The organism is Pseudotabrizicola alkalilacus (assembly GCF_003443995.1).
Taxonomy (GTDB): Bacteria; Pseudomonadota; Alphaproteobacteria; order Rhodobacterales; family Rhodobacteraceae; genus Pseudotabrizicola; species Pseudotabrizicola alkalilacus.
In genome coordinates this window covers 67,049-91,729 of the sequence record NZ_QWEY01000014.1, presented here as the reverse complement: position 1 = coordinate 91,729, position 24,681 = coordinate 67,049, and the positions used below count along the sequence as shown (strand labels likewise).

Here is a 24,681-nt window from a genome sequence, read left to right as displayed (position 1 = left end):
GTGGCGTTGAGGTAAAACGCGAGTGCCTATACACAAGTGTTTGCCGGATTCTAACCATTTGGAAAGGTTATATATTTTGGCTGCGGGAGGGCGCAAACCACGATTCCTGCGATTGATAGAACTGGTGGTGCCAAGACTGGCGGCGTAGAAAACGCGGCGTCCGGAAATCGCTGCGTATCGGAAGGTTGATGATTTTCACCCAGAACTGACCCGGGTATGCTCGCCTGAAACTGACCGAACCCGGCCCCGGCGCCATCCACTTCCCCCGCCGCCTCGACGCCGACTATTTCCGCCAACTGACCGCCGAACGCGTCGTCACCCGCTTCGAGAAGGGCCGCCCCATCCGCTCCTGGCAACCCAAGCGCGACGGCGAACGCAATGAGGCGCTGGACACTTTCGTCTACGCCCACGCCGCCCTGCACGGCCTGATCAGCATGGGGATGCGGCTGAACGAGGAGGCGGAAGGGAGGGGGGGGGCGGGCATCGCCACATTTCGGCGAGGTGCGGGGAGCGATCAGGTCGGCGTGGATGAGGTAAACAATGGCTCTGAAATCGCCGCCATTGCAAATCTCAGAAGATGAAATCGTACACTGAAGTGATAGTGCGCCAAGCAAGTCGTAGCTCTTCTTCCGTCGGGCGACGCATCGGCGCCCCTTGCTGATGGTCACCGACCCGCCCTATGGGGTGGAGTACGATCCGTCCTGGCGCAACCAGGCGGGTGCGGCCAAAACCAAACGTACCGGCAAGGTGCTGAACGATGATAGGGCCGATTGGCGTGAGGTCTGGTCGCTCTTCCCCGGCGACGTTGCCTATGTCTGGCATGGAGCGCTGCACGCCACGACCGTGGCCGAGAGCCTGGTGGCAGCGGGTTTCGCTGTCCGGTCACAGATCATCTGGGCGAAGGACCGGCTGGTTCTCAGCCGCGGCGATTACCACTGGCAGCATGAACCCTGCTGGTATGCGGTCAAGAAGACCGGCAAGGGTCACTGGGCTGGCGACCGCAAGCAGACGACGCTGTGGCACATCTCCGGCAAGGACCAGGAGGCCGCCACCGTGTCCGATGACTGGCGGCAGATCGCACAGCGTATCGCGGACCACGCCGAAGCCCGCCGCGCCTTTGACAAGGCAGAGACCGAGGCCGCCACCCATGGGGCCGAGGCCGACCGGCTGAATCGGGACCTTGCTGATGTCGCAAGCCGCACCGAATTGGACCGTGCCACAGAGGCAGATCTCGTCCGGCACGGTGCCGCCCTAGCGACCCGGATCGCCGAGACCGAGGCGGCCCACCCCGCCGCGCGGGGCACCGAGCTTGCCGAGCTCGCGTCGGCTATCGCGGGCATGGACCGAGCGGAGGCGGACCAGGCGCGGCGCGGGCGGACCTTGCCGACGCCAGCGCGGTCGGGGTGGCCGCCACACGGGACGCCGCTTTCACCGGCTGGCTGCGCGAGGCGGAGGAAAGCCTGACAGTTGTCACCGGTTTCCGCTCTCAAATCCGGGATACTCAAGTCACGCGTGCGGCTGATGTGCCGCTGTTGCGTCTGGCGATCTTGGCAGATGCACTGATCCGATCAGCGGACCCGGATGATTTCCAGCGGGCGCGTGGCCTTCTGGCGCATCCATCGCTGTTTCGCTGTCTGGAGGCGGGGACTGTTGGCCGTCGCGTCGACGCGATGGTCTGGACCGCAGTGCACCGTCTTGATGAGCTTGCCGATCTTGACGCTTAAGCGCGCCCTGATCACCGGGGGCACCTAAGGTGCCAGCACGGCCACGGCGACCCTGTTCGGCGAGCTTGGGGCACAGGTGCTGACCACCGTGCGCCGCCACCCCGCAGAGATGAATGAAGCCATGTTCATCACTGCCGACCTGACAACTCTTCAGGGCTGCGAGACTGTGGCAGAGGCCGTGGGGGGCCGACTTGGCAGCGTGGACATCATCGTCCACATGCTCGGCGGTTCCTCCGCTCCAAGCAGCGGCCTTGGGCGAGGCGGAAGGGCAGGCAAAACTGAACTACAAGGCTGCCCGCCGTGCGGCTGGACAGGGCGCTTGTGCCGGGGATGGTCGCAGTCTCCCTTGGTGACAAGGCGCCGTTGCTCTTCCATGCCCATCGAGACAAAGAAGGGGCAGCCGTCTGCGATGTCTGAAAATCGGCTTCTGATTTCAACCCGCACCATTCGGCGAGGATCAGGCTTTGGGCAACAGCCCGGCCCTGCGTGGTGCCGGAGCCGAAGATGACGAACAGGTCGGGCGCAAATTCGCGCGCGGCATGGGTGATGGCGCGGGTCAGATCATAAGCTTCTTTCACCTGGCGGCCCCGTTTGTAATCCCACAGCGCGGCGAAATCAGGGGCACTCAGCCACCAACGGCTGTTCGTTCATGTGCTTCCTCGCCAGTGCAAAGACAATACATTCGGTCAAGGTAGCTGGGTTTGATCCTCTCGTGCAATCTGCTGATGGCTTAACCCGGTCGCCGCGCCATTGTGCCGGTCATCTCGGCCACCCGGTGGCAAGCAACGCGACCACCATTCGGCATTGCCAGCATCTCGGGTCGCTCTGCAGAGCAGCGGGCGTCGGCCAAAGGGCAGCGTGGGTGAAACGTACACCCCGACGGAGGTGTCAATGGACTAGGCACTTCACCCGATTGTGGCACACGGTCCCGATGCGGATCGGTGACATTGGGAATCGTCTCCAACAACAGCTGCGTGTAGGGATGCTTTGGCCCGGAAAAAAGCACCTCGGTCGGGGCCTGCTCCACAATCCGCCCCAGATACATCACGGCGATCTGGTCGGACATATGGCGCACCACGCTCATGTCGTGGCTGATGAACAGATAGGTCAGCCCCATCTCGTCCTGCAACCGCCGCATCAGGTTCAAAATCTGCGCTTGCACCGACACGTCCAGCGCCGAGGTTGGCTCGTCACAGACCAGAAAATCCGGCTCCGATGCCAACGCCCGAGCAATGGAAATCCTTTGCCGCTGACCGCCGGAGAATTCATGCGGAAACTTGCGCCCGTCGCTGGCGGCGAGCCCCACCGTTCTCAGCAACTCCGCCACCCGCGCGGCAATTTCCACCTCTGTCTCGCGCAGGCGCAACTCGCGCAGCGGCTCGGCAATGATGTCGAACACGCGCCAACGTGGATTTAGGCTGGCATAGGGATCCTGAAAGATCATCTGCACCGACAAGGGCTTGCCACCCGCGCCCGGCGCAAAGGCGATCTTTCCTTCTGACGGACGATAAAGCCCCGTCACCAGCCGCGCGACGGTGGATTTGCCGCAACCGGATTCGCCCACGAGCGACAGGCATCCGCCCTGCGGCACCTCAAAGCTGACATCATCGACCGCCCGCACCCAGACGCGGGGCTTGCGCTCCAGCACCCGGTTCAGCCAAGGGGCCGAAACGTCAAAGCGGCGCGACATGTCAGTCACGGTCAAAGCACTGGCGGGGCTCATGCGGCGCTCTCCTTGGCGTCAGAGGCCAGCCAGCACGCGGCAAGGCTGGCAGTGGCAGGGCGAAGGTCGGGACGTTCCAGACGGCAACGGTCATGCACCTGTGGGCAACGCGGATTAAAGGCACAGCCGGGCGGAATGGCATCAAGCCGCGGCATTGCCCCGTCAATCTGCTGCAACCGCGGCACCCGTGCGCCCAGCGTGGGGATCGAGCCCATCAGCCCGCGCGTATAGGGATGCGACGGCCGCGCCACCACTTCGGCGACGGGGCCGATCTCGACCAGTCGGCCAGCATACATCACAGCCACCCGGTCAGCGGTTTCCGCAATGACACCCATGTCATGCGTCACCAACATGACGGCTGTGCCATTCTCCTTGCACAGCCGCCTGAGCAGCGCGGTGATCTGCGCCTGTATCGACACATCCAGCGCCGTCGTCGGCTCATCCGCGATCACCAGCTTTGGCCGGGCCGCCAGCGCCAGCGCAATCACCACGCGCTGCCGCATCCCGCCGGAAAACTGGTGCGGGTAATGCGCCACCCGTTCCGCAGGTGCCGGAATGCCAACCTCGGCCAGCAGTTCCACCGCCCGCAGCTTCGCTGCCGACTTCGACAGATCGCTGTGCAGGCAAATCGTCTCGATCAGTTGCCGCCCGACCGAGAACAGCGGGTTCAGCGAGGTCAGCGGGTCCTGAAAGATCGCCCCGATCTCACGCCCCCGGATCTTTTCCATCTCGCGCTCTGTGACATTGTCGATCCGGCGGCCACCCAGCCAGACTTCGCCCCCGGCAATATGCCCCGGAGGTTCCAGCAGCCGCTGAACAGCCAGCCCGGTCATCGACTTGCCCGCCCCGGATTCGCCGACGACGCCAAGAATTTCGCCGGGCCGGATCGACAGGCTGATATCATCCAGCGCAGTCACCGTTCCATGTCGACCGGGGAATTCGACCCGCAGATTGCGGACATCAAGTGTGGGCTGATCGGTCATGCGATGGCCTCTTGGCGGATGGGATAGCTGGGGGGAAAAAGCTCTGACACCGGCGGATGTTGCCAACTGCGTTCGGGATACTTGGCGACAAGGCGATCAAATTGCGCCTGCGCGCGGGGCTGTGCCGTGCCAAGGTCGATCCCCGCCACCCGGCCCTGACGCATCGACAACCACCCATCGACAAAGGTGGCCAGCGTGACACGGCCAGAACCGCCCGCGACCAGCGTGGTGATCGGATCGATAGCCGGGGTCATCACCGTATCATCCAGCCGGAACACGGCAATATCTGCGCGGGCACCGGGCACCAGACGCCCCAGATCGTCGCGCCCCAGTGCCCGCGCGCCGCCCAAGGTGGCGGCATCCCAGAAATCGGCACTACTTTGATGCGGGGCCTGCGGATCGGCAATCCGCGCTGCCAGCATCCCGGTCATCAGATTCATCAGCATGTCGGCGGGCGCGGTATCGGTGCCCATGCACAGATTGATCCCCGCCGCCTTCAGCCGCCCAAAACTGCGCAGGGCAGAGCCGAACCGGGCCGAGACCAGCGGGCAATGCACCACGCTGACACCATGAGCGGCGTAATGCGCCAGATCGGTTTCGGTGGCATTGGTGGCATGCGGCGCGATCAGCTGATCGCTCAGCAGTCCCGCACGCGCCAGCCAGTCAGGCGCGGTGGTGCCGTGCAGACGTTGGACCGTCCGCACCTCCATCTCGCCCTGTGCCATGTGCAGACGGACCTTGCAGTTAAGATCGGCGGCGGCCTCCACCGTGCGGCGGAGTAGCGGCAGGGTGCAGGTTTCTACCCGGTCGGGGGCCAGCATGCCGCGCACCAATCCGCCATGGCGGCCATCCTGCGCGGTGATGAAATCCACCGCTGCCTGTAGCCCGGCCATGCCGCGCGCCTCATCGAACACCGGCTCCAGCTGCCCCGGCTGTTCCAGCACCATCCCGCCCGAGCGATAGGCGGGCGACAGATACACCCGCAGCCCCATCTCCCCCGCCGCATCGGCTGCGGCGGTGAATTCCTCCACCGTCTCGCCCCATTCGCGGTAGAACAGCGAGGCAATCGGCGCGGCGGTGGTGATCCCGTTCAGCAGCAGTTGCGCAAAGGCAAAACGCTTCTGAAAGGCCAGTTCTTCGAGGGAATACATCTCATAGGGGCCACGATCGACATAGCTGCGCGGCCAGACCCGGCCCTTGGCCCAACCGGGACTATGATCAACGGCCAGAAGGGTGGTATCCAGATCGGACAGTGCATCAAGGTCAATCAGCCCTGGTGAGATCAGGGCGTGACCAAGATCAATCCGCCGCGCCACCTCACCCTCAAATCTGGTGCCGACGTACAGAATACGACCAGCCTCAAAGACGACCTCGCCACCCGGAATCAGGCAATGCCCTCCATGGACATGGCCCAGCACCCATTGCGCTCTCAGCGCCGTGCGGCCCGGCGGAGCAGCGCCCAGAGGCAGATCGGCAAGCGCCGTCATGGCATCACCACGCCCGGCAGCACCAGCTTGCCGGAACGCGCCACCACCCGGCCACGCTTGACGACCAGCGGGCGCGGTGCCTCTTCGACCACCGCATGCGCCAGCGTCTCACCCGCCACCAGCGTCAGATCGCCCGGTCCGCCCACCACCAGACCCGGCGCCTCCAGCCCCATTGCCTCGGCCCCGCCGCGCGAGGCGACATCCAGCAAGAGCTCCAGCTCGTCATCCCGGCGCATCCGGTTTTTCATACCGACAATGCGGGCGCGGTGCAGCATGTCGGGCTGGCCCCAAGGCCCCCAGGTATCGCGGATGCCATCGCAGCCCATCCCGACCTTGATCCCCGCCGCCCGCATGTCCTGCGGACTGGGCACTTCGGCTGATGGGTGGCCGGTGGTGAAGATGCGGATATCGGCCTTGGCGACTGCATCCATCAACGGCCCCACGCGATGCGGATCAGGCATGCCGAGGCAGAAGCAATGCGAGACGCCGACCAGACCCTGCATCCCATGCGCCAGCGTCCGCGCGATGATCTCCTCCAGCGTGAAGGCCCCCAGCTCGCCATATTCATGCAGATGAATGTCGATTGGTTTGCCGTGTTTCTGCGCCAGCCGGAAGATCGCATCAAGCGAGGCTTTGGGGTCACGATCCATCGAAGAGGGATCCAGTCCGCCGACCACATCGGCGCCCATCGCCAAGGCTTCGTCCAGCAGCTCATATGTGCCGGGGCGCACCATCAGCCCGGATTGCGGAAAGGCGACGATCTGGATCTCGACCCCGTGTTTCAGCGCGTCGCGGGTCTGCAGTTTGCCTTCCAGCAGCGACAACCCGTGATCGGTGTCGATGTCGACATGGCTACGGATATGACCAGTTCCATTTTCGATCAGCTGGATGGCATGGCGCATCGACTGGCGGTGCACATCAAGGCCCAAGGGGATACGGCTGTTGCGCTCATTGTCGATCAGATCCTGCAATGCACCTCCCTTGCGGCCGGTGTACCAGGGCATTCCCCAGGTGGTCTTGTCGAGATGGGTATGGGCATCAACCAGCGTCGGGATGGCGATGGCGCCTGCCGCGTCCTCGACCCTGACATCCTCGGCGGCAAGTCCGGTGCCAATGGTGGCAATGCGACCATCACGGATCAGGATGTCCTGCGGCGCGCCACCCATCGGGCGGGTATTGCGTATCAACAAGTCAGTCATGATTACCTCAGTTTCGGGTTCAGCGCATCGCGCAACCAGTCGCCCAAAAGGTTGACCGCCACGACCAGCAGGCAAAGTTGCAACACGGGGAAGACGGTGATCCACCACATGCCGGAGAACAGGAACTGGTTGCCCAGACGGATCAGCGTGCCAAGGCTCGGCTGGCTCGCCGGCATCCCGATGCCAAGAAAGGACAGCGTCGCCTCGGTCAGGATCGCCATGCCGAAATTCAGCGTTGCCGCGACAAAGATCGGCGTCAGCGTGTTGGGCAGGATGTGGCGGAACATGATCCGCCGCGCGGGCACTTTCAGCAGTTGCGCCGCCTGCACATATTCCTTGCCACGTTCCACCGAGGTCTGCGCCCGCACGGTCCGCGCATATTGCACCCAGCCCGACAGCACGATGGCCAGCACCAGCACACCCGCAGCGCCGACCTCGCGCAGATGGGTCGGCAGCAGCTCGCGGACAATGGCGCTGACAAGGATGGCAATCAGAATGGTCGGGATCGACAAGAGCACATCGCCGATGCGCATCAGCGCATCCTCGATCAGCCCGCCATAATATCCCGCCACCAACCCGGTGCCGAGGCCCACCACCAGCGCGAAGAACACCGACGCCAGCCCGATCAGGATCGACACACGCGAGCCATAAAGAATGGCCGACAGAATGTCGCGGCCCTGCGTATCGGTGCCCAGAAGAAACGGCCACTGTCCACCCTCCACCCAGATCGGCGGGTATTCGGCGTTCAACAGAGTCAGTTGCGCAGGGTCAAACGGGTTCTGCGGCACATAGAGCGGCGCGGCAAAGGCCGTTATTACCAGAAAGGCCAGCAGACCGGCGGCAAACATCGCCGCCTTGCTCTGGGTGAAAGACCACCACAGATCGCTCTGCCGCCAGCGGGTCAGTCGGGTGACGGGTTGGGGAAGCGCAGTCATATTCTCAGCCCCTTGCTGCGCGCAGCCGCGGATCGATCAGCGCATAGGCAATGTCGACCAGCGTGTTCAGCGCCACGAAGATAAAGGAAACGATGCAGAGATAGGCCGCCATCACGGGGATATCGACAAAGGTGACGGCCTGAATGAACAGCATCCCCATGCCCGGCCATTGGAACACCGTCTCGGTAATCAGGGCAAAAGCGATCAGCGAGCCGATATTCATCGCCGTCATTGTCACCACCGGCATCAGGCAGTTGCGCAAGGCATGGACATAATGCACCCGCGAGCGCGGCACACCGCGAGCGCGGGCAAATTTGATAAAGTCGGATCGCAGAACTTCCATCATCTCGGCCCGCACCAGCCGCATGACCAAGGTGATCTGATACAGCGACAGCGCCACCGCCGGAAGGATCAGCGCCGCCCGCCCGGATTGTGTAAGGAGGCCGGTCGTCCACCACCCGATGCTGACCACCTCGCCCCGGCCAAAGGCCGGCAGGACGTTCAGGATCACCGAGAAAATCAGGATCAACAGAATGCCGATCACGAAACTTGGCAGCGAGACGCCGATGATCGACAGAAATTGCAGCCCTTCGGAAAACCATGTGCCGCGATGGATGGCGGTGATCACCCCGAGCGGGACACCCACAACCAGAGAGATGACCGTGGCCAGCAGCACCAGCTCAATGGTGGCGGGGAAGCGTTCGGCGATCAGACTCATCACCTCTTGCTGATTGCGGTAAGAGACACCGAAATCACCCTGAACGGCATTGCCGACAAAGCGCAGGAACTGCACCGCGACCGGGTCATTCAGGCCCAGACCTTCGCGCAGCGCATCCCTTTCGGCCTGCGTGGTCTGCTCATTGACCATCAGCTGCACCGGGTCCCCGACGAAGCGAAAGATCAGAAAGGCCATCAGCGCCACGACCAGCATGACCAGCGCCGCATTGGCCAGACGTTTCACAAGAAAGACGATCAAGGCATTGCCCCCCGGTTGCGGATCATCTGCGGCAGCCCGGTCCCCGTTGTGGGGACCGGGCTGCAAGGATCATTCGGCCATGCGGGTCAGCCAGTGGCGACCCTTGTTGTCCGACAGCTGCACGACGGCGTCCACCTTGTCAGACGTGGCCCAGGCCATCGGCTGCTGATGGAAGGGAAGCATGATCAATTCGTCCTTCACTATCTTCAGCGCCTCGGATTGCATCCCCAGACGCTTGGTGCGGTCCAGCTCGGTTGCGGCAGCGTCAACCAGCTTGTCCAGCTCAGGATAGACCCAGCCACCCCAGTTGAACACGCCGGCGTTGTCGGTTCTGGAATGGAAGACCTGCAGCAGGATGGAATAGCTGTCCAGCATCGGTTCGTTTGCCCAGCCAAAGCTGAACATATCGGACTCGCCGTTGGTCTGCTTGACCTGCTGCACCGCGTTTGGCCCGATCGACAGAACAGGTTTCAGCCCGGCTCTGGTCAGCATAGACACCATGGCGTTACAGATTTCTTCCTCGTTCAGCCACATGTCGTTGGCACAGACGATCTCGAACTCATAGCCCTCTGCGCCCAGTTCCTTGATCAGCGCCGCCGCTTTGTCCGGATCATAGGCCGATGGCGTGTCCAGCGCTTCGTCATAGCCCGGAATCGCGGGGGCAATCACAGTGCCCGCCAGCCGCGATTTGCCGCGCATCACCCGTTGCTGAATCAGCGGCAGGTCGAGCGCCGCCGCCAACGCCTCACGCATCTTTTTGTCCTTGAAGAGGTTTGGCTTGCCGTCCCTCAGCGTGTCGGCAAAGGAAAAGCCGAACATGATGGTGCGCAGCTCGCTGCCCTCCAGCACCTTCACCGCTGGGGTCGCCTCCAGCCGCGGAATATCCTGTATCGGTGCCTTTTCGGTAAAGTCGATCTCGCCCGACAACAGGGCCGCCACGCGGGTCGCGTCCGAAGCAATGGGCATGAACTCGATCTTGGTGAGATTGTGCTTTGGCGCATCCCACCATCCTTCGTTCACCACCAGCACGGTCTTGCTGTCCGGCACACGGCTTTCCACGATGAACGGCCCGGTGCCATTGGCGTTGAATGTGGGATAGCCTTCGACCTTTTTCGCCACATCCGTCGGCACTTCGGCCTTGTGTTCTGCCAGCCAGCCGCCATCGAAAATATGGATGTTGGTCAGATCGTTCAGGAGCAGCGGATAGGTGCCGTTCACAGTGATATCGACTGTGTAGTCATCCACCTTGGCCGAAGACACATAGGCTGGCAGGTTGCCCCGCAGCGGCGAATCCGGGTGGCTGACCCTGGTGAGCGACGCCACCACGTCGTCCGCCGTGAACTCGGCGCCATCGTGGAATTTGACCCCCTCACGCAACTTGAACCGCCAGACATTGCCCTCCAGCACTTCCCATTCGGTGGCCAGAGCAGGCTCGATCTCAAGGTTCTCGTTGTAGCGGACCAGCCCTTCGTAAACGTGGTTCAGAAAGCTGATCGTGAAGGTTGACCCATAGGAGTACGGATCAAGCGAGTTGATGTCGCGCGCCGCCCCCCAGCGCAGCGTCTCGGCCGACACATCGCCCGCAAGGCAGGCAATTGCGACGCAGGACAAAAGCGAGGCTCTGGTTTTGGTCATGGTCAGTCCCTGTCAGGGGCCGGGTTCCCTCAACTGCGGCGAGGGTATCCGGCGGTTGCAAAGGTCTGCCGGAGCGATTCCATCCGGCGACCCTCTGACCTTCGAGCCTGACGACTTTTGTGTCAATCATTTTGTCGACAATTTTGTCTAGCATTCAGATGATGCAAAATCTTTCATCAGATCGCCAAATATCGGGCAGCAGGATTTCACCCGCTTGCTGGCGGTCAGCGTCGGGAAAAAGGGGTAAAGGATCAGTTCAGGTCAGCGCCTCGCGGAGATCGCGCAACACGGGAACGCCTTCGGTCAGGTCCAGTTCTTCCTCGACGTGGCGCAGATGAGCCTCCATCAATCGAAGCGCACCGTTCAGATCGCGGGCCCGGATGCTTTCGATCAGCGCCGCATGTTCGTCGGGGCCACAGTTGTGGTGGACATGCCGCCGATACATCGTGGTGATGAGAGTCGAGCGGGAAATCAGGTCGCGCAACATGCTGGACAGAAAGGCAGATCCGGACAGTTCGGCCAGCAGCAGGTGAAACCCGCCGGACAGCCGGATGGTCGCAGTTGTGTCGCCCCGCAGATCGGCGTCGCGTTCCATCGTCAGGTGCGCCTCAAGCCGGGGAATATCCTTGGCGTCGATGGTGGCGATAAGCCGCTCCATCACCCGCGCCTCGACCTGACGGCGGAAATGGAACACGTCGCGCGCCTCATCCACGCCCGGTTCGGCTACGAATGCGCCGCGATTCGGCAAAATAGTCACCAGCCCGTCGCTTTCCAGCATCGCAAGTGCTTGCCGCACACGGGCGCGGCTGACCTCGAACACCTCGGCCAGTTGTTCTTCTTTCAGTCGGGTACCTGGGCGCAGCTTGCGTTCCGCGATGGAAAGCCAGACCCTTTCGCAGATTTCGGCGGCCGGTCCGGCGTTGACTTCCTTGCGCTGATACATGTGCTTCCTCGTTCCTCACCACATTCTTGCCGACGAGACACGGAAGTCAATCGGCCTCATGTTTCTATTGACAACAAAAATGTCGACAATCATGTTGGACACTATAGGCGCTATGCCATCCGCGATCCAGAGGGCAACAGAATGAATCAACAGAACATGGCCTTCGACTTCACTCGGATGGAAGCGAACGACCGTTACCGGCTGCTGACCAACTTCATCGGGCCCCGCCCCATAGCGCTGGTTTCCACACTGTCCGAAACCGGACATGACAACGCGGCCCCGATGAGCTTTTTCAACGTTTTCTCGCATGACCCGGCGCTGGTGATCCTCGGCATCCAGACCCGCCCCGACGGTCAGGATAAGGATACTGTGCGCAATATCCGCCGCGATGGCGAGTTCGTCGTCAACATGGTCGATATGGCGCTGGCCGACGGTATGCTGGTCTGCGGCCTGCCCGTGGCCGCCGATGTAGATGAGGTGGCGCTGGCAGGCCTTACCTCCGCCCCTTGCCAGCACATCCGCGCCCGCCGTATCGTCGAAAGTCCCTGCGCGATGGAATGCCGGGTGGACCGGTTGCTGGAATATGGGCGACGGCTGATCGTGATCGGCGAGGTGTTGCAGATGCATATCCACCGCAACTGTCTGGATGCGGCCGGACGTTATGTGAACCCGGATGTCTACCAGCCCATCGCCCGGCTGCATGCCGACAATTACATTGCCTCGGACCGGCAGTTCGTCATGCCCACCCCGCCGATGCCTGCAACCGTTCACGCTTCCGAACAGGTGGACTGATGCGCATCCTTCTCATTAATCCCAACTCCACAAGCTCGATGACCGCACAGATCGGCGCCAACGCGCGCCGCGTCGCCTTTGCCGGCACTGTGATCGAAGCGGTCAACACCGAGGGCACCCCCGCAAGCATCGAAGGTCATGCAGACGAAGCACTGGCCGTCCCCGCCATGCTCGACCTGATACGTGCGGGAGAAACACGAGGCATCGACGCCTATGTTATTGCTTGCTTCGACGACCCGGGCCTGGCCGCCGCACGCGAGGTGGCGCACGGCCCGGTCGTCGGCATCTGTCAAGCCGGGGTCCAAGTCGCCTCCACCATTGCCAATCGGTTCTCTATCGTCACCACCCTACCCCGCTCCGTCCCGATCATTGAGAATCTGGTCGCCGCCTACGGTGCCTCGGCCCGCTGCCGCAACGTCCGCTCGGTCAACATGCCAGTTCTGGCGCTGGAGCAAGATCCCGAAACCAGTGAAGCCCGCCTCATACACGAAATCCGCGCCGCCCGCGAACAGGACGGTGCCGAGGCCGTATTGCTTGGCTGCGCCGGAATGTCCGATTTGTGTGCAAGGCTCGAAGCCCGGACAGGGATGCCCGTGATCGACGGAGTGAGCGCCGCCATCAAGTTGGCCGAGGGTCTGGTCGGCGGTGGCTATCGCACATCGAAGATTGGCTCATACGACTTTCCGCGCAAGAAGGAACTTTCGGAAGTCTAAAATCTTGTCTTGTGGCGAGCCATGGCTCACAATTGTTGCAATGGCCGTCCGATGAAGAGTGCGGGACGACCGCGCCGACCACTGGCAGACATCTGAGCCAAATATTCGTACCACGCTTGCAGAATGGCATGGGCAGAGGGAAGGGGCGAAGGCGGCCCTCACGCTGCCCAATTTCTGTTGCACCGTGAACCTGACCTTCAATGACCTCGATGATGGCCGACGTTGAACTGCTTCTCATGTAACTCCCGAAGCGAAAATCAGTTATCTAATTGGGCGTTGTTGCGCAGCTCATGCCTGAGGCATGATGCCCCCTTTCCCGGCAAGCATCAGCCGACACGAACGATCCCGGCCGTTCCGAGGGCCAAGAAGCGGTTCATTGGGGCGATATGGATCGGGATTACGGTGGTTTGGCAGCCAGGCTCTCTTGCAGAAATTCGTTCTTCGAAGACCTTGAGGCAGCGCATCTTCGCCTCGATCCGGCTTCGGATGTGGGATCCAGTCCAGCGCTCCCTGAACGCCCTGCCGTAGTGTCGGGTAGCGCGCAGGGTTTCGTTCCGAGCTATAGCTGCCGGGCAGTCTTCTTTCCACGGTCGCCCGTTCTTGCGGATGAGAATGATCGCAGTGGCATGGCGGTCGATGATCGCGGTGTGGCAGCGTCGGGTATTCACGCTCCCTCGGTGCCGCCTTCGACACACACGGCCCTTTGCTGCCGTTCGCCAGTCAATCGAGATACTGCGTTGCGGCCCGTTGAAGCGACCATTCGTGCATCTTGCAGTATTTTCAGGGGACGAGTGTCCGATGAGCAGGACAAATCTGCCGCTGAATTTTATCTCTATCTCAACCTGATTTCTGCAATGGACGCCGCGACTTCTTGGAGTGCGGACTGGCTTTGGATCCAAGCAGGGGGCTCGATGGCAAACGTGGTCCTCAACCAAGCCAGAGTCAGCCGCCGCGTGGCCTCCAGCGCGTCGGGGTCTTCTGCTTCGGTTTCGCGCGCGTCCCATCCCGCGATACCGCCCAGACCATGGCCGACGCCGTTGATCGTCAGTAAGGAATCGGCACCGGGTGCGTCATGAAAAGCGTCCGCATGCCAGTCGGGGCCGCGAGGCGTGAAATGGGGGTCGTCGTCGGCACCGCAAACCACGAGCGTCGGGGTGCTGATACCGCTGAAGTCAACGTCGAAGAACGGAAAGCGCGCCGCGTTCTCGGGTGTCAGGTCCGCGCCACCACGGCCCGGAGAGGCCAGCAGGATACCAGCACGGATGCGCAGGTCGGAAAAGTCCTCGTCTTGCAGCTGCGCACCGAGGAGCAGGCTGCAGGTGAACCCGCCAAAGGAATGACCGGCCACCGCAATCCGGTCATGGTGCAATCGCCCGGCCACGGCAGGTGCCTGCCGCTCAACCTCGACCAGCTGGTCGAGGATGGCGCGCATTTCCGCCACCCGCTCGCGCCAGAAGAACGGCCCATCGGGCAAGTCGGGGTCCAGCCCGCCGACCCGGGAACTGGCGTGGGTCGGCTGAATCACGACCATCCCCCGTTCGGCCCAGAATTGCGCAAGCGGGGCATAGCCGTCTTTGGAGGGGATGTAGTTGGAGGGACCGAAGCCATGCGACAGGATCACGATGGGCAGGTCCACCCCGGCAGCAGGTGCCGTCAGGCGCAGCTCAAGCGGTTGGCGGCCCGGCATGGGCAGCCGGATCGGCGTATAGGCTACGGTGATCTCGGGCTCTGGCGTCGGCAGGGCGCGGGACAGTGCGATCAATCTGTTCATTGTGCTTTTCCTTTCGAAAGGGCTGGCAGGAGCGCATGGGTCAGGCCGTGGCAAGACCTGCGTCGGAGAACCAGGTTTTGGCGTCCGCGCCTGCGGGTAGCTTCATCGGCGCGGTCTCGTCAGTGACGGCCCGCCAGACGGCCTGAGCGACATCGTGCGCCCCGGTCTTCTCGGTCGATGATTGGAGGCTCTGGAAATAAGCCTGCACGAAGGGCCGGTAAGCCTCTGGCACATCCATACCCATCCGCGCCACGGCATTGCGCCCAAAGGATGTCGATGGCGCGCTTCCGGGCAGGACGAGCCGGGCACGTATGCCAAATTCGGCTGCCTCGAGAGCGAAGCTTTCGGTAAAGGCGTTCAGCGCGGCCTTGCTGGCGCTGTAGATCGACAGGGCGGGCAGCGGGCGCAGCGTCACGCTGGAACTGACGTTGACGATGATACCGCTGCGCCGCTCGCGCATGGCAGGCATCACCGCGCGCGTCATGGCCATGGCCCCCAGCACGTTGGTTTCAAACAGTTCGCGGGCCCGGGCGATGTCAGCACCTTCCAGCACATTGAGCATGCCGACACCGGCGTTGTTCACCAACGCGTCGATCTGTCCTGCTGCTCCAATCGCCGCGGCGATGCTTTCGGGGTCAGTCACGTTCAGGGGCAGCAGCTGCAGGCGGCCGGATTCTGGCAGGCCTTCCCCAGAGGGGCTGCGCATCGTTGCGATGACATCCCACCCCTGGTCGAGGAAGAGCCTGGCGATGGCCTGACCGAAACCCGAAGAACAACCGGTGATAAGAATGCGGGGCATATGAAATCTCCTTGCCTTGTGTGACAGAGAGATAGACGGCAGAGCCTGAACATAATATACACGAAGATCCATAATGATTGCTCAATAGTCCAGATTATGCTCGACAATCCGTCAGATCCGCTTTCCAACGTCGTTACATTGCTGAAGCCGTCGGTCTCGATCTCAAAGATGGTCGAGGCGGGAGGCCAATGGCTGGTAGAGCGGCGCGACATGGACAGCCCCTTCTACTGCGCGATGGTCGAAGGGCGGTGCCGGTTGCACGTCACCGGGCGTGACCCGGTCACGCTGACGTCCGGCGATTTCGTCCTGATCCCGCACCTGCAAGGCTTTACCATGTCCAGCGAGGACACTCCGCCCGCGCATGTGCCACGCCTGCCGCTTGAAACCAGTCCCGGGCGTTTCCGGCTTGGTCTGCCACAGGCTCCGGTAGATGTGCGTGCTCTGGTTGGTCATTGCCGCTTTGACTCGCCGGCCAGCAACCTGCTCGTATCGCTGCTGCCTGACATGATTCATGTTTCCGGGCACAGCCGCCTGATGGACCTGGTGCCGATGCTGCACGAGGAGACCCGTGCCGACAGGCCGGGACGCGGCATGATACTTGGGCGCTTGCTGGAAGTCTTGCTGATCGAGGCCCTGCGCTCGGGTCCGGCGACGCCCCTGTCGCCGGGGCTGCTGCGCGGCCTGTCAGATCCGCAACTCGCCATTGCATTGCAGCGTATCCACGGCGAGGCGTCGGGTGCCCTTTCCGTATCGGAACTGGCGAAGGACGCGGGCATGTCCCGCTCTGGCTTTTTCGAGAGGTTCCGCAAGGAAGTTGGCCGCGCACCAATGGACTACGTGACCGGCTGGCGCATGGCCGTAGCCAAGACTTTGCTGCGGCAGGGGGGGCTGACAAATACAGAGATCGCCCTGAAGGTCGGTTACGGGTCCGCCAGCGCATTCGGTCTGGCGTTTGTTCGGCACGAGGGGCTTTCGCCGGGTGCTTTTGCCAAGGAGGACTGAAGTTGGAGTTGGGATGGAAAGCCTGTCCTGACCGTAATGGACCGCCCTAACCCGCCGTTCGCTTCATGGCCGAGCACTGGGGTGAAGCATCATTTAGCTGATTTCTGAGACACCTTTATCACGATACTCCGCATAGCCCGTGTCGTTCTCGTCAAGAAGCTCTGCGTGAAGCCATTTCGCAAAATCCGCCATTTCCGGTGTGGCTGGCCGATCGGCGGGCCATGTCAGGTAGTAGCTGCCCGCCGAGACCTGAGCGGCAAAGGGTTGCACCAGTCGCCCCTCATCAATGTGGCGGATAAACATCGCCACAGGTAGCAGCGCTACGCCGCCACCATCCACTGCGATATTTGCGATTGCGACGGATGAATCAAAGATCGGGCCCGTCAGTGGCGGACAGGCACCGTCGACCCGAGCAAACCAGCGCGGCCATTCATCGCCACGATAGCTGCGCAGCAGCACTTCCCGGCCCAGGTCATCCGGTGTTGCGAGACGATCCGCGACAGAGGGCGCGCAAAGCGGTGACAGCGGCGCATCGACCAGCAATTCGGCCTTCAACCCGGTCCAGTTGCCAGCACCGTAGCGTATCGCCATATCCAGACCTTCACGTAGAATTTCTACACGGTTGTTGTTCGTCGATATCCGAAGATCAATTGCCGGATGGCTGTGTTGAAAAGCGGCGAGGCGCGGCAAAAGCCAGCCGACGGCAAAGGTAGTGACAACGCCGACATTCAGGATTTCGATATGGCGCTGCCCGGTGATCCGGTCCAGCACACGGGCGATGGCGTCAAAGCCGTGTTCTACAACTGGATACAATGCGCGCCCTTCCTCAGTGGGCACCAACCCCCCGGATGTGCGCAGGAATAGCGTGACGCCAAGCCGGTCTTCCAGTCTTGCAATCTGATGGCTGACCGCCGCTTGCGTGACGCGCAACTCGATGGCGGCGCGGGTGAAGCTTCCCTGCCGCAGGGCCGCCTCAAACACGCGCAAACCGTTCAGGGGAAGGTCGGGCCGATCCAAGGCCATTACTCCCGCTAATGACTAACTTGATACTTTGTCGTTTGAGGTCAGTAAAGCCCATCACTAGGTAATGCAACATGACATCAAATGATGTCCGCCCCTGTAAAGCCGGACCTTTCAGATACCTGCATTTGCCCCGGCTTACCGGTGTGAACCAGATATGGCATGTCCGCCCCCTAGAGGATGAATAGATGTTTAAATACTTCCCTTTCCGCCTGCTGATCGCTGCCGGGCTTGTCTTTGGTCTGCTGAATACCACAGCCGCACTTGCCCAAGAGCCAGAGCAGCGGCTATTTGAAACAATTGCAGAGATTGAACAACGGCTGAATGCCCGCGTCGGGATACTCGTTCGCGATAGCGGTTCGGACTGGTCGATCAGCCACCGCTCCAATGAAAGGTTTCTGATGACCAGCACGTTCAAGCCGATGCTCTGTGGCGCCGTTCTGAAGCAGGCGGAGGTCGGCAAGCTTGATCTGGATGAATCGGTCTGGATCGCAGCGAAGGACATCCTTGATTATGCCCCGGTCACAAAGACCATGGTCGGCGATACGATGACGATTGACGACCTGTGTTTTGCCGCCCTCGACATGAGCGACAACACAGCGACCAATCTGCTGATCGACCGCATCGGCGGACCAGAGGAAGTAACTTCGTTCCTGCGCGACATTGGCGACCCGGTCAGCCGATTGGATCGGCGCGAGCCTGAGCTGAACACATTCGCACCGGGGAACCCACGTGACACGACAACGCCTGAAGCGATGGCTGCGACGCTGGAGGTAATGCTGACCGGTACCGCGCTGACACAACAGTCGCGTGAGCAGCTGACCGAATGGATGAGCCATGGCGGCGTCACCGGACCCTTGATCCGGGCCAGCACACCGGCGGACTGGCAGGTCGCCGACCGTTCGGGTAGCGGGAACTTCAACCGCAACATCATCGCCATGGTGACGCCGCCGGATCAGGCACCCTACTTTATCTCCGTTTTTCTGTCCGATGCCGATGCTGATTTTGAAACGCGTAATGGTGCGGTTATCGAGCTGTCGCAAGCTGTCATGGATGTCGTGACAAACCGCTAAACGGTAGATGGCCGCACCTTAACTTGCGCGGCCACTTTCGCGCCAATCTATCAGCGCTTGGGTCGTTGGACACCCGGACCTGCCGCGGCCTAGTTGGCCACTGTCGGGATCTGGGCAATCACCTTGATCTCAAAATCGAACCCGGCCAGCCACGTCACTCCGACCGCAGTCCAGTTCGGATAGGGTGCTGCGGGAAAGACCTCTGCCTTCACTTCCATGATCGTTGCAAACTGCTCTTCCGGATCGGTGTGGAAGGTTGTGACATCGACAATATCATCCAGTGTGCAGCCTGCCGCCTCAAGAACGGCACGCAGATTGTCAAAGGCGCGCTGCACCTGAACGCGGAAATCTGGCTCTGGCGTGCCATCGTCACGGCTGCCAACCTGACCAGAGATGAACACCAGCTCGCCGGCCTGAACGGCAGCGGAATAGCCGTGCGCTTCATAAAGAGCGTGGCGTTCTGCAGGGAAGATGGTTTTATTGTGCAGGGACATGGATGTGCTTTCTGTTGTGCTCTGGGGAAGGGGCACTATTTCATATACGTCGTGTATATGGACTACTCACATACACCATGCATGTCAATTTAGATACGTTGCGTATTTCAAAAGGAGTGCCAATGGCTGCCAAAACACGCGCCGCAATGATGCAGGAAACCCGCGCCAAGCTGCTGACCGCCGGGCGCAAAGCCTTTGCAGAAAAAGGTTTCGCTGGCGCCTATATGGACGATTTTACAGCCGAGGCGGGTCTGACGCGCGGCGCGCTGTACCACAATTTCGGTGACAAGCGCGGATTGTTCGCGGCCGTGGTCGATGAGATCGATTCCGCGATGGCGGCACAGGCACAAAAGGCAGGGCAAAGTGCGGGCGGCGGCTGGCGTGGGTTGATTGCCGAAGGTGCTGCCTATATCGAAATGGCACTTAGGCCCGAGGTGCAGCGGATCGTGCTGCTGGATGGCCCTTCGGTGCTGGGTGATCCGTCGCAATGGCCCAGCCAGAACAGATGCCTACAGGCAACCATTGCCACCCTGAATGATCTCGCCGCAAAGGGCGCGATCAAGCCGGTCGATATTGAGGCTTTGGCCCGGCTATTGAACGGCGTCGCCCTGAACGCCGCGCTTTGGGTTGCGGCAAGCGACGATCCGGTGGCAACATTGGGCAAGGCCATCGCAGCATTCGAGTGCCTTGCGTCAGGGGTGGTTACGAAAGCGAATGTAAACTGAGCGATCTTCGCGGCATTATTGAGTTAAGCGCCCAAGAGGCAAACCTATCCGTGGTTATACCTGAATGACCGCTTCGGCGTTGTCTCAAAGTGAATCTGTGCCTGCAGCGATGGTCAGCTTTCCGCCCTTCGCGTCATTCGATTGTCTTTTCCCACTAATGAAAATCCCGTCTTGGGAACGACTTCCTGGCCTGTTCGCGCGTGTCAGGCGCTTGATCTGATAGTGCCACCGACAGGCCGTTTCGTCTCATCCGCCCGCTCGTCGTTTGACGCGATCATCACCGAACGGCCGAGGGTGGCCAGGAGGGGCGAGACGTCTTCGACATGCTCGGCGATCAGGTGGACGACCGGACCGTCGCGTTCGATCCGGCCGTGCACGCGAAGGAGGCGGCCTGCGATCACCGCTTTGCGGAAGGTTTCGTAGACCTTTTTCCAGACCACGATATTGGCGGTGCCGGTCTCATCCTCCAGCGTCAGGAAGATCACGCCCGAGGCGGTGCCGGGGCGTTGGCGGGTGATCAAAAAGCCGGTGACGGTGACGCGGCTTTTGGCCTGCGTCATCCGGTCATTGGGCAGGCTTTCCGGCAGACGGGGGTGCAGCAGTTCCATCGGATGGTCGCGCAAAGACAGGCGGTAACCCTCGATCACCTCCTGCCCAAGGGTCATGGGCGGCTGGGTGACTGCTGGCTCAACACCCCCTCCCCATCCGGGCCGAACAGCGGCAGTGGAGCGGGCGCACTCAAGGCCTTGGCGGCCCAAAGTGCATCACGGCGCGTGAGGCCGAGGGCGGCGAAGGCATCGCCTTCGGCCAGCCGATCCAGCGTGTCGGGCGGCACCCCGGCGAGGTGCCACAGGCTTTCGACATCTGGGTAGAGCTACAACCTCGCCAGGATAGATACGCGCCGCGCCGTCACTCAGGCATCTTGACCGACGGATCCAGACCGGCATTCGAGAACAGTGTTTCCGGCTCAAAGGGCTCGGCAAGCTCGAGATAGGTCGAAACCAGCTGATAATCCGAGGCAACCCGCGCTGGATCGAAGAAACCCAGCCCCTCTGTCGTGGTGGTGGGGTCTGTCATCAGTTCCTTGATGCGAGTCCATTGATCGTTCTGGTTTTCCCTACTCAGGCCCGACACATCGGCCATAATGGCATCAATGCAGGGATCCGCCGAAGCAACACAGGCAGCAAAAGCCCTTTGCGTTACCGCCACAAAGGCGCTGACGACTTCGGGGTTCGCCGTTTCATAAGCACTGTTGACGAAGAGGGAGTTGCCATAGGAATTCAGGCCGATGTCGCGCCAAGCCACGAAGCCCAGATCATCGCCGAATTCCTGCAATTTGACGTCATGCTCGTTGTAGAAATCCGACGTGATGTCGATCGCGCCGCTTTTCAGCGAAGCCATTTTGGCTTGGGGCGCAATGTTCACGAATTTCACGGTGTCCGGGTCAATCTTCACCGTTTCGGCGAACAAAGGCCACAACACGCGCGAGGCGTCAGCCGGTGGATTGCCGATGGAGTGACCAGGAAAGTCTTCAGGAGAGTTGATACCGCTCGATTTGAGCCAGTAGAAACCCTGAGGTGAATTGGCATAAACTGCCATCACCGCCTTTACATCGGCCCCCTGCCCTTTTGCCAACATCAAGGTCGACATGTCGGCGATGCCAAAGGGCGCCATGCCGACCCCCACTTTCTGCGCAGCAGCCGACGAACCACGGCCGACCTCGATGTTAAGATCGATACCGGCTTCGGCATACCAGCCTTGGGATTTTGCGTAAAAATAGGGCATATGATCAGCGGTCGGCACCCAGTTCAGCACGAGGGTGATTCCCTCTTCCGCATGAGCGCTGCCTGCCCCCAAGGTCATGGCAACGGCGACGGCAGCTTTGGTGATCGTGGTTTTCATCGTGTAACTCCCTGTTGCTGCGCCGTTTCCCGAATTGGAAAAACAAAGTTGTCGCGCAGTTCTGTATTCCTTCGTAAAAGGATGATCAGACAGGCAAGGTGATCAGTCAACTGGTTGGTTACAAATTTTACGGAGCCCGATGCGATGACCAAGGACCTCACCCCCGATACGGAGCCGTCCCGAATGGCGCGGCGCGATCCGGTCGCAACCCAATCAGACCTGCTGCAAGCGGCAATCAGCGAGTTTGCCGAGCATGGGTTTGAAGGGGGCCGGGTGGACCGTATCGCCAATGCGGCCGGGGTCAACAAGCAGTTGGTCTACTACTATTATGGCAGCAAATCCGACCTGTATCGCGCGGCCCTGGAACATGTGTATGCCGAGATCCGGGCGGCCGAGCAGGAACTGCATCTGGGCGACCTGCCCCCGACAGAAGCGATGCGGATTCTTGTCAGTTTTTCCTTTGATTACCTGGAAAGGCATCCGGCATTCCTCAGCCTGATCAGTGATGAAAACCGCATGGGCGCGCGCCATCTGAAAGGCTCGGACAAGGTCGCCGAAATGCACTCACCGCTGATCGCCATGATCCGCGACACCCTCGACCGGGGGATCGCAAAGGGCGTGTTTCATGATCGCTTTGATCCGGTGAACCTGTATCTCTCCATCGCCGGTTTGGGATTCTTCTATTTTGCGAACCGTTCAACCTTGGCGATCATCTTCGACCGGGACATGACCTCACCTGCACAGGTCGCGCTGCGCCGCCAGCATATGGTCGATATGGTGCTGCTGTCACTTCGACCTAATAAGTAACCAACTGGTTAGTTGACAACTGATCACACATTCTTCATCCTTGCGTCAGACAGATGGAGACTCCGATGCGTGATCAGACCGCTGCTCCGGTTTCAGCGACCAAACCATTCGATCCGGTGGCCCGGGCAGAGGCGCTTGAACGGCGCAAAATCCGGCTCATTGCCGTTCTGTCCCACCTTGCGCTGATTGCGATTTGGGAAGCCATGGTACGCCTCTTTGCACTGCCCAGTTTCGTGCTGCCCGCCCCCTCCGCCATCATCGCAACACTGCCTCTGCCGCGATACGATTGGATCGGGAACACCTGGGCCACTGCGGCCGAGATTTATGGTGGCTACGCGCTTGCAACCGTTCTGGGGGTCTTGACCGCGCTGCTGTTCACCTGGTCGCGCACCGTCAGCGTGGTGGTCTTCCCCCTGCTGGTCACCCTGAACATGATACCCAAGGTTGCCTTGGGCCCGCTGGTGATCGTCTGGTTCAGCTACGGCATTGATACCAACATCCTGATCACCTTTGCGATGTGCTACTTCCCCATCCTGCTGACAACGGTCCGCGGCCTGAAAGAGGTTGATCCCGATCTGCTGGATCTGGTGCATTCTCTGCGGGGCAACCGCTGGCAGATGTTCACCTATATCCAGCTGCCCGGCGCGCTTCCCTATATCTTTTCGGGAATGAAGGTCGCCGTTGTGATGGCCGTGGCCGGTGCAATCGTTGGCGAGTTCATCGCCTCAGACCGGGGGCTTGGCTACCTGATGATCCAGGTTCAGGCCGCGCTGAATACCCCCGCCATGTTCATGGCTGTCGTCCTGATCACCCTTCTCGGCATCGTTCTTTACCTGCTTGTGCTGCTGGCTGAACGGTTTGCCCTTCCGAAAGATGCGAGGCTGCAATGACCCAAATCGCCCCCCAACACCCGGTTCTGGACCCATCGCGCCTGCCACAGCGTATCGGTTCGGCCGAGGAACTGGATGATCTGCTTGCGCGGCCCAGCCAGGCCTTGATCGACGATCTTGCGCGGATCGATGGCGATATCATGGTTCTGGGCGCCAGCGGCAAAATGGGGCCATCCTTGGCGCGTCTGGCGCGCAACGCCCTACCCGCAGGACGCCGGGTCATCGGCGTCGCCCGCTTCACCGATCCCGCGGCAAAAGCCGAGCTGGAACAGGCAGGCGTCGAAACGATCACCTGCGATCTGGGCGATGCTACCGCCCTTGCGCAACTCCCCAAGGTCCGCAACGTGATCTATATGGCGGGCACCAAATTCGGCTCGTCCTCCGGGCAGCAACCCGCAACCTGGGCGGCAAACACATGGATGCCGGGCCTTGTGGCCGAAGCCTTCAGCGATGCGCGTCTGGTCGTCTTTTCCACCGGCTGCGTCTATGCCTTCGCAAATGTCTCTGGCCTTGGCTCAGACGAAAGCAGCCTGCTCGATCCACCCGGCGAATATGCGCAATCCTGCATCGGGCGTGAACGCATCGTCGAATACTTCTCGGAAAAGCACGGCACAGCGGGCCGCATCTACCGGCTGAACTACGCGATCGACCTTCGCTATGGCGTGCTGCACGACATCGCGGTGAAACTGCGCGACGGCACTCCCATCGACGTGACGATGGGGCATGTGAACATCATCTGGCAAGGCGACGCGAACGCCATCGCCCTGCGGTGCCTTGCCGAAGCAACCACGCCGACAACGCCTCTGAACGTGACCGGGCCAGAAACGCTGCCAGTGCGCTGGCTGGCGCAGGAACTGGCGCGCCGCATGGGCCTGAAGGCGGTATTCACCGGTGAAGAGGCCTCAAAGGCCTGGCTCTCAAACGCCAGCGAATGCTTCCGCCTGTTCGGCTACCCGGCGATCCCTTTGGGCCGGATGCTGGACTGGACGGCCGATTGGGTTGCCTCTGGCGGCACGTCGCTGAACAAACCCACAAAGTTCGAAGTGCGCGACGGCGCCTATTAAGCCTCTGACCCCGGGACAAAAGCC

At 61.3% G+C, this 24,681-nt stretch carries 24 protein-coding genes and 3 pseudogenes; 10 read left to right on the top strand and 17 right to left on the bottom strand.

Features of this window, described 5'->3' with window-relative positions; all coding sequences use genetic code 11:
* Positions 1 to 50: 50 nt before the first annotated feature.
* A complete protein-coding gene (locus D1012_RS23345; RefSeq protein WP_435530936.1) occupies positions 51 to 668 on the bottom strand; it encodes a hypothetical protein in 618 nt (205 codons plus the stop codon).
* Here D1012_RS23345 and D1012_RS19505 point away from each other — a divergent pair.
* Positions 649 to 1,056, top strand: a pseudogene (locus tag D1012_RS19505) (DNA methylase); the annotation flags it as partial. The gene D1012_RS23345 and the pseudogene D1012_RS19505 sit on opposite strands and share 20 nt — an antisense overlap.
* Before the next feature lie 476 nt (positions 1,057 to 1,532).
* Positions 1,533 to 1,724 carry a hypothetical protein gene (locus tag D1012_RS22735; RefSeq protein ID WP_158569404.1) on the top strand — a complete coding sequence of 64 codons (192 nt, stop codon included), beginning with the start codon at positions 1,533 to 1,535 and terminating at the stop codon, positions 1,722 to 1,724.
* A gap of 206 nt (positions 1,725 to 1,930) precedes the next feature.
* Here D1012_RS22735 and D1012_RS22730 read toward each other — a convergent pair whose 3' ends face one another.
* The 9 genes from D1012_RS22730 to D1012_RS19455 form a co-directional block, all read right to left on the bottom strand.
* The gene (locus D1012_RS22730) at positions 1,931 to 2,302 is read right to left on the bottom strand and encodes a hypothetical protein (protein WP_158569403.1); all 372 of its coding nucleotides are present in this window, start codon (positions 2,300 to 2,302) and stop codon (positions 1,931 to 1,933) included.
* Positions 2,303 to 2,454: 152 nt separating this feature from the next.
* A complete protein-coding gene (locus D1012_RS19490) occupies positions 2,455 to 3,447 on the bottom strand; it encodes an ABC transporter ATP-binding protein (RefSeq protein ID WP_118155803.1) in 993 nt (330 codons plus the stop codon).
* Positions 3,444 to 4,430 carry an ABC transporter ATP-binding protein gene (locus D1012_RS19485; RefSeq protein ID WP_118155802.1) on the bottom strand — a complete coding sequence of 329 codons (987 nt, stop codon included), beginning with the start codon at positions 4,428 to 4,430 and terminating at the stop codon, positions 3,444 to 3,446. The genes D1012_RS19490 and D1012_RS19485 overlap by 4 nt, the downstream gene beginning before the upstream one ends.
* Positions 4,427 to 5,917, bottom strand: coding sequence for an amidohydrolase family protein (locus tag D1012_RS19480; RefSeq protein ID WP_118155801.1), 1,491 nt, complete (start codon positions 5,915 to 5,917; stop codon positions 4,427 to 4,429). Before D1012_RS19480 ends, D1012_RS19485 begins: the two co-directional genes overlap by 4 nt.
* Positions 5,914 to 7,116, bottom strand: a complete 1,203-nt coding sequence (locus D1012_RS19475; RefSeq protein ID WP_118155800.1) for an amidohydrolase family protein — start codon at positions 7,114 to 7,116, stop codon at positions 5,914 to 5,916. Before D1012_RS19475 ends, D1012_RS19480 begins: the two co-directional genes overlap by 4 nt.
* A 2-nt stretch (positions 7,117 to 7,118) precedes the next feature.
* Complete coding sequence (locus D1012_RS19470; protein ID WP_118155799.1) at positions 7,119 to 8,051, bottom strand: ABC transporter permease; 933 nt, start codon at positions 8,049 to 8,051, stop codon at positions 7,119 to 7,121.
* Positions 8,052 to 8,055: 4 nt separating this feature from the next.
* Positions 8,056 to 9,027: an ABC transporter permease gene (locus D1012_RS19465; RefSeq protein ID WP_118155816.1), complete on the bottom strand. Its 972-nt coding sequence runs from the start codon at positions 9,025 to 9,027 to the stop codon at positions 8,056 to 8,058.
* Between the two features lie 69 nt (positions 9,028 to 9,096).
* The gene (locus D1012_RS19460; RefSeq protein WP_118155798.1) at positions 9,097 to 10,662 is read right to left on the bottom strand and encodes an ABC transporter substrate-binding protein; all 1,566 of its coding nucleotides are present in this window, start codon (positions 10,660 to 10,662) and stop codon (positions 9,097 to 9,099) included.
* Positions 10,663 to 10,918: 256 nt separating this feature from the next.
* Positions 10,919 to 11,605 (bottom strand): GntR family transcriptional regulator, encoded by a 687-nt coding sequence (locus D1012_RS19455; protein WP_118155797.1) that lies wholly within the window; start codon positions 11,603 to 11,605, stop codon positions 10,919 to 10,921.
* Positions 11,606 to 11,746: 141 nt separating this feature from the next.
* Here D1012_RS19455 and D1012_RS19450 point away from each other — a divergent pair, with 141 nt between their 5' ends.
* Together D1012_RS19450 and D1012_RS19445 are read left to right on the top strand one after the other, a co-directional pair.
* Positions 11,747 to 12,397, top strand: coding sequence for a flavin reductase family protein (locus tag D1012_RS19450; RefSeq protein WP_233517197.1), 651 nt, complete (start codon positions 11,747 to 11,749; stop codon positions 12,395 to 12,397).
* Positions 12,397 to 13,110, top strand: coding sequence for an aspartate/glutamate racemase family protein (locus D1012_RS19445; RefSeq protein ID WP_118155796.1), 714 nt, complete (start codon positions 12,397 to 12,399; stop codon positions 13,108 to 13,110). The genes D1012_RS19450 and D1012_RS19445 overlap by 1 nt, the downstream gene beginning before the upstream one ends.
* Before the next feature lie 326 nt (positions 13,111 to 13,436).
* Here D1012_RS19445 and D1012_RS19440 read toward each other — a convergent pair.
* From D1012_RS19440 to D1012_RS19430, 3 genes and pseudogenes are all read right to left on the bottom strand, one after another.
* Positions 13,437 to 13,784: pseudogene (locus D1012_RS19440) on the bottom strand (IS5/IS1182 family transposase); the annotation flags it as partial.
* A gap of 158 nt (positions 13,785 to 13,942) precedes the next feature.
* Complete coding sequence (locus D1012_RS19435; protein ID WP_118155795.1) at positions 13,943 to 14,881, bottom strand: alpha/beta hydrolase family protein; 939 nt, start codon at positions 14,879 to 14,881, stop codon at positions 13,943 to 13,945.
* 40 nt (positions 14,882 to 14,921) lie between these two features.
* On the bottom strand, positions 14,922 to 15,680 hold the full coding sequence (locus tag D1012_RS19430) for an SDR family oxidoreductase (protein WP_118155794.1): 759 nt from the start codon (positions 15,678 to 15,680) through the stop codon (positions 14,922 to 14,924).
* A gap of 96 nt (positions 15,681 to 15,776) precedes the next feature.
* Here D1012_RS19430 and D1012_RS19425 point away from each other — a divergent pair, with 96 nt between their 5' ends.
* Entirely contained in the window at positions 15,777 to 16,682 is a 906-nt protein-coding gene (locus D1012_RS19425) for an AraC family transcriptional regulator (RefSeq protein WP_118155793.1), read from the top strand.
* Between the two features lie 93 nt (positions 16,683 to 16,775).
* Here D1012_RS19425 and D1012_RS19420 read toward each other — a convergent pair whose 3' ends face one another.
* Complete coding sequence (locus tag D1012_RS19420; RefSeq protein ID WP_118155792.1) at positions 16,776 to 17,705, bottom strand: LysR family transcriptional regulator; 930 nt, start codon at positions 17,703 to 17,705, stop codon at positions 16,776 to 16,778.
* 185 nt (positions 17,706 to 17,890) lie between these two features.
* On the opposite strand from D1012_RS19420, the gene bla reads away from it, so the two are divergent.
* Entirely contained in the window at positions 17,891 to 18,775 is an 885-nt protein-coding gene (gene bla, locus D1012_RS19415; protein ID WP_118155791.1) for a class A beta-lactamase, read from the top strand.
* Between the two features lie 89 nt (positions 18,776 to 18,864).
* Here bla and D1012_RS19410 read toward each other — a convergent pair whose 3' ends face one another.
* Entirely contained in the window at positions 18,865 to 19,269 is a 405-nt protein-coding gene (locus tag D1012_RS19410; RefSeq protein ID WP_118155790.1) for a RidA family protein, read from the bottom strand.
* 122 nt (positions 19,270 to 19,391) lie between these two features.
* On the opposite strand from D1012_RS19410, the gene D1012_RS19405 reads away from it, so the two are divergent.
* Positions 19,392 to 19,994, top strand: coding sequence for a TetR/AcrR family transcriptional regulator (locus tag D1012_RS19405; protein WP_118155789.1), 603 nt, complete (start codon positions 19,392 to 19,394; stop codon positions 19,992 to 19,994).
* Positions 19,995 to 20,148: 154 nt separating this feature from the next.
* On the opposite strand, the pseudogene D1012_RS23340 reads toward D1012_RS19405, so the two are convergent.
* Positions 20,149 to 20,865 (bottom strand): annotated as a pseudogene (locus tag D1012_RS23340) (OB-fold nucleic acid binding domain-containing protein); the annotation flags it as partial.
* Positions 20,866 to 20,903: 38 nt separating this feature from the next.
* Positions 20,904 to 21,896: an ABC transporter substrate-binding protein gene (locus D1012_RS19395; RefSeq protein ID WP_118155788.1), complete on the bottom strand. Its 993-nt coding sequence runs from the start codon at positions 21,894 to 21,896 to the stop codon at positions 20,904 to 20,906.
* A gap of 144 nt (positions 21,897 to 22,040) precedes the next feature.
* Here D1012_RS19395 and D1012_RS19390 point away from each other — a divergent pair, with 144 nt between their 5' ends.
* The 3 genes from D1012_RS19390 to D1012_RS19380 all read left to right on the top strand — a co-directional run bounded on the left by D1012_RS19390 (position 22,041) and on the right by D1012_RS19380 (position 24,657).
* A complete protein-coding gene (locus D1012_RS19390) occupies positions 22,041 to 22,703 on the top strand; it encodes a TetR/AcrR family transcriptional regulator (protein WP_118155787.1) in 663 nt (220 codons plus the stop codon).
* Between the two features lie 65 nt (positions 22,704 to 22,768).
* Complete coding sequence (locus D1012_RS19385) at positions 22,769 to 23,593, top strand: ABC transporter permease (RefSeq protein WP_199489571.1); 825 nt, start codon at positions 22,769 to 22,771, stop codon at positions 23,591 to 23,593.
* Complete coding sequence (locus D1012_RS19380; protein ID WP_118155785.1) at positions 23,590 to 24,657, top strand: NAD-dependent epimerase/dehydratase family protein; 1,068 nt, start codon at positions 23,590 to 23,592, stop codon at positions 24,655 to 24,657. The genes D1012_RS19385 and D1012_RS19380 overlap by 4 nt, the downstream gene beginning before the upstream one ends.
* Positions 24,658 to 24,681 lie beyond the last annotated feature (24 nt).

Bases quoted from the DNA above. Each gene is read 5' to 3' on its own strand.
- D1012_RS19450 (WP_233517197.1), top strand. From the start codon at position 11,747: ATGAATCAACAGAACATGGCCTTCGACTTCACTCGGATGGAAGCGAAC.
- D1012_RS19435 (WP_118155795.1), bottom strand. From the start codon at position 14,881: ATGAACAGATTGATCGCACTGTCCCGCGCCCTGCCGACGCCAGAGCCC.
- D1012_RS19390 (WP_118155787.1), top strand. From the start codon at position 22,041: ATGACCAAGGACCTCACCCCCGATACGGAGCCGTCCCGAATGGCGCGG.
- bla (WP_118155791.1), top strand. From the start codon at position 17,891: ATGTTTAAATACTTCCCTTTCCGCCTGCTGATCGCTGCCGGGCTTGTC.
- D1012_RS19430 (WP_118155794.1), bottom strand. From the start codon at position 15,680: ATGCCCCGCATTCTTATCACCGGTTGTTCTTCGGGTTTCGGTCAGGCC.
- D1012_RS19410 (WP_118155790.1), bottom strand. From the start codon at position 19,269: ATGTCCCTGCACAATAAAACCATCTTCCCTGCAGAACGCCACGCTCTT.
- D1012_RS19485 (WP_118155802.1), bottom strand. From the start codon at position 4,430: ATGACCGATCAGCCCACACTTGATGTCCGCAATCTGCGGGTCGAATTC.
- D1012_RS19480 (WP_118155801.1), bottom strand. From the start codon at position 5,917: ATGACGGCGCTTGCCGATCTGCCTCTGGGCGCTGCTCCGCCGGGCCGC.
- D1012_RS19405 (WP_118155789.1), top strand. From the start codon at position 19,392: ATGGCTGCCAAAACACGCGCCGCAATGATGCAGGAAACCCGCGCCAAG.
- D1012_RS19445 (WP_118155796.1), top strand. From the start codon at position 12,397: ATGCGCATCCTTCTCATTAATCCCAACTCCACAAGCTCGATGACCGCA.
- D1012_RS19455 (WP_118155797.1), bottom strand. From the start codon at position 11,605: ATGTATCAGCGCAAGGAAGTCAACGCCGGACCGGCCGCCGAAATCTGC.
- D1012_RS19395 (WP_118155788.1), bottom strand. From the start codon at position 21,896: ATGAAAACCACGATCACCAAAGCTGCCGTCGCCGTTGCCATGACCTTG.
- D1012_RS19470 (WP_118155799.1), bottom strand. From the start codon at position 8,051: ATGACTGCGCTTCCCCAACCCGTCACCCGACTGACCCGCTGGCGGCAG.
- D1012_RS19425 (WP_118155793.1), top strand. From the start codon at position 15,777: ATGCTCGACAATCCGTCAGATCCGCTTTCCAACGTCGTTACATTGCTG.
- D1012_RS19380 (WP_118155785.1), top strand. From the start codon at position 23,590: ATGACCCAAATCGCCCCCCAACACCCGGTTCTGGACCCATCGCGCCTG.
- D1012_RS19475 (WP_118155800.1), bottom strand. From the start codon at position 7,116: ATGACTGACTTGTTGATACGCAATACCCGCCCGATGGGTGGCGCGCCG.
- D1012_RS19490 (WP_118155803.1), bottom strand. From the start codon at position 3,447: ATGAGCCCCGCCAGTGCTTTGACCGTGACTGACATGTCGCGCCGCTTT.
- D1012_RS19420 (WP_118155792.1), bottom strand. From the start codon at position 17,705: ATGGCCTTGGATCGGCCCGACCTTCCCCTGAACGGTTTGCGCGTGTTT.
- D1012_RS19460 (WP_118155798.1), bottom strand. From the start codon at position 10,662: ATGACCAAAACCAGAGCCTCGCTTTTGTCCTGCGTCGCAATTGCCTGC.
- D1012_RS19385 (WP_199489571.1), top strand. From the start codon at position 22,769: ATGCGTGATCAGACCGCTGCTCCGGTTTCAGCGACCAAACCATTCGAT.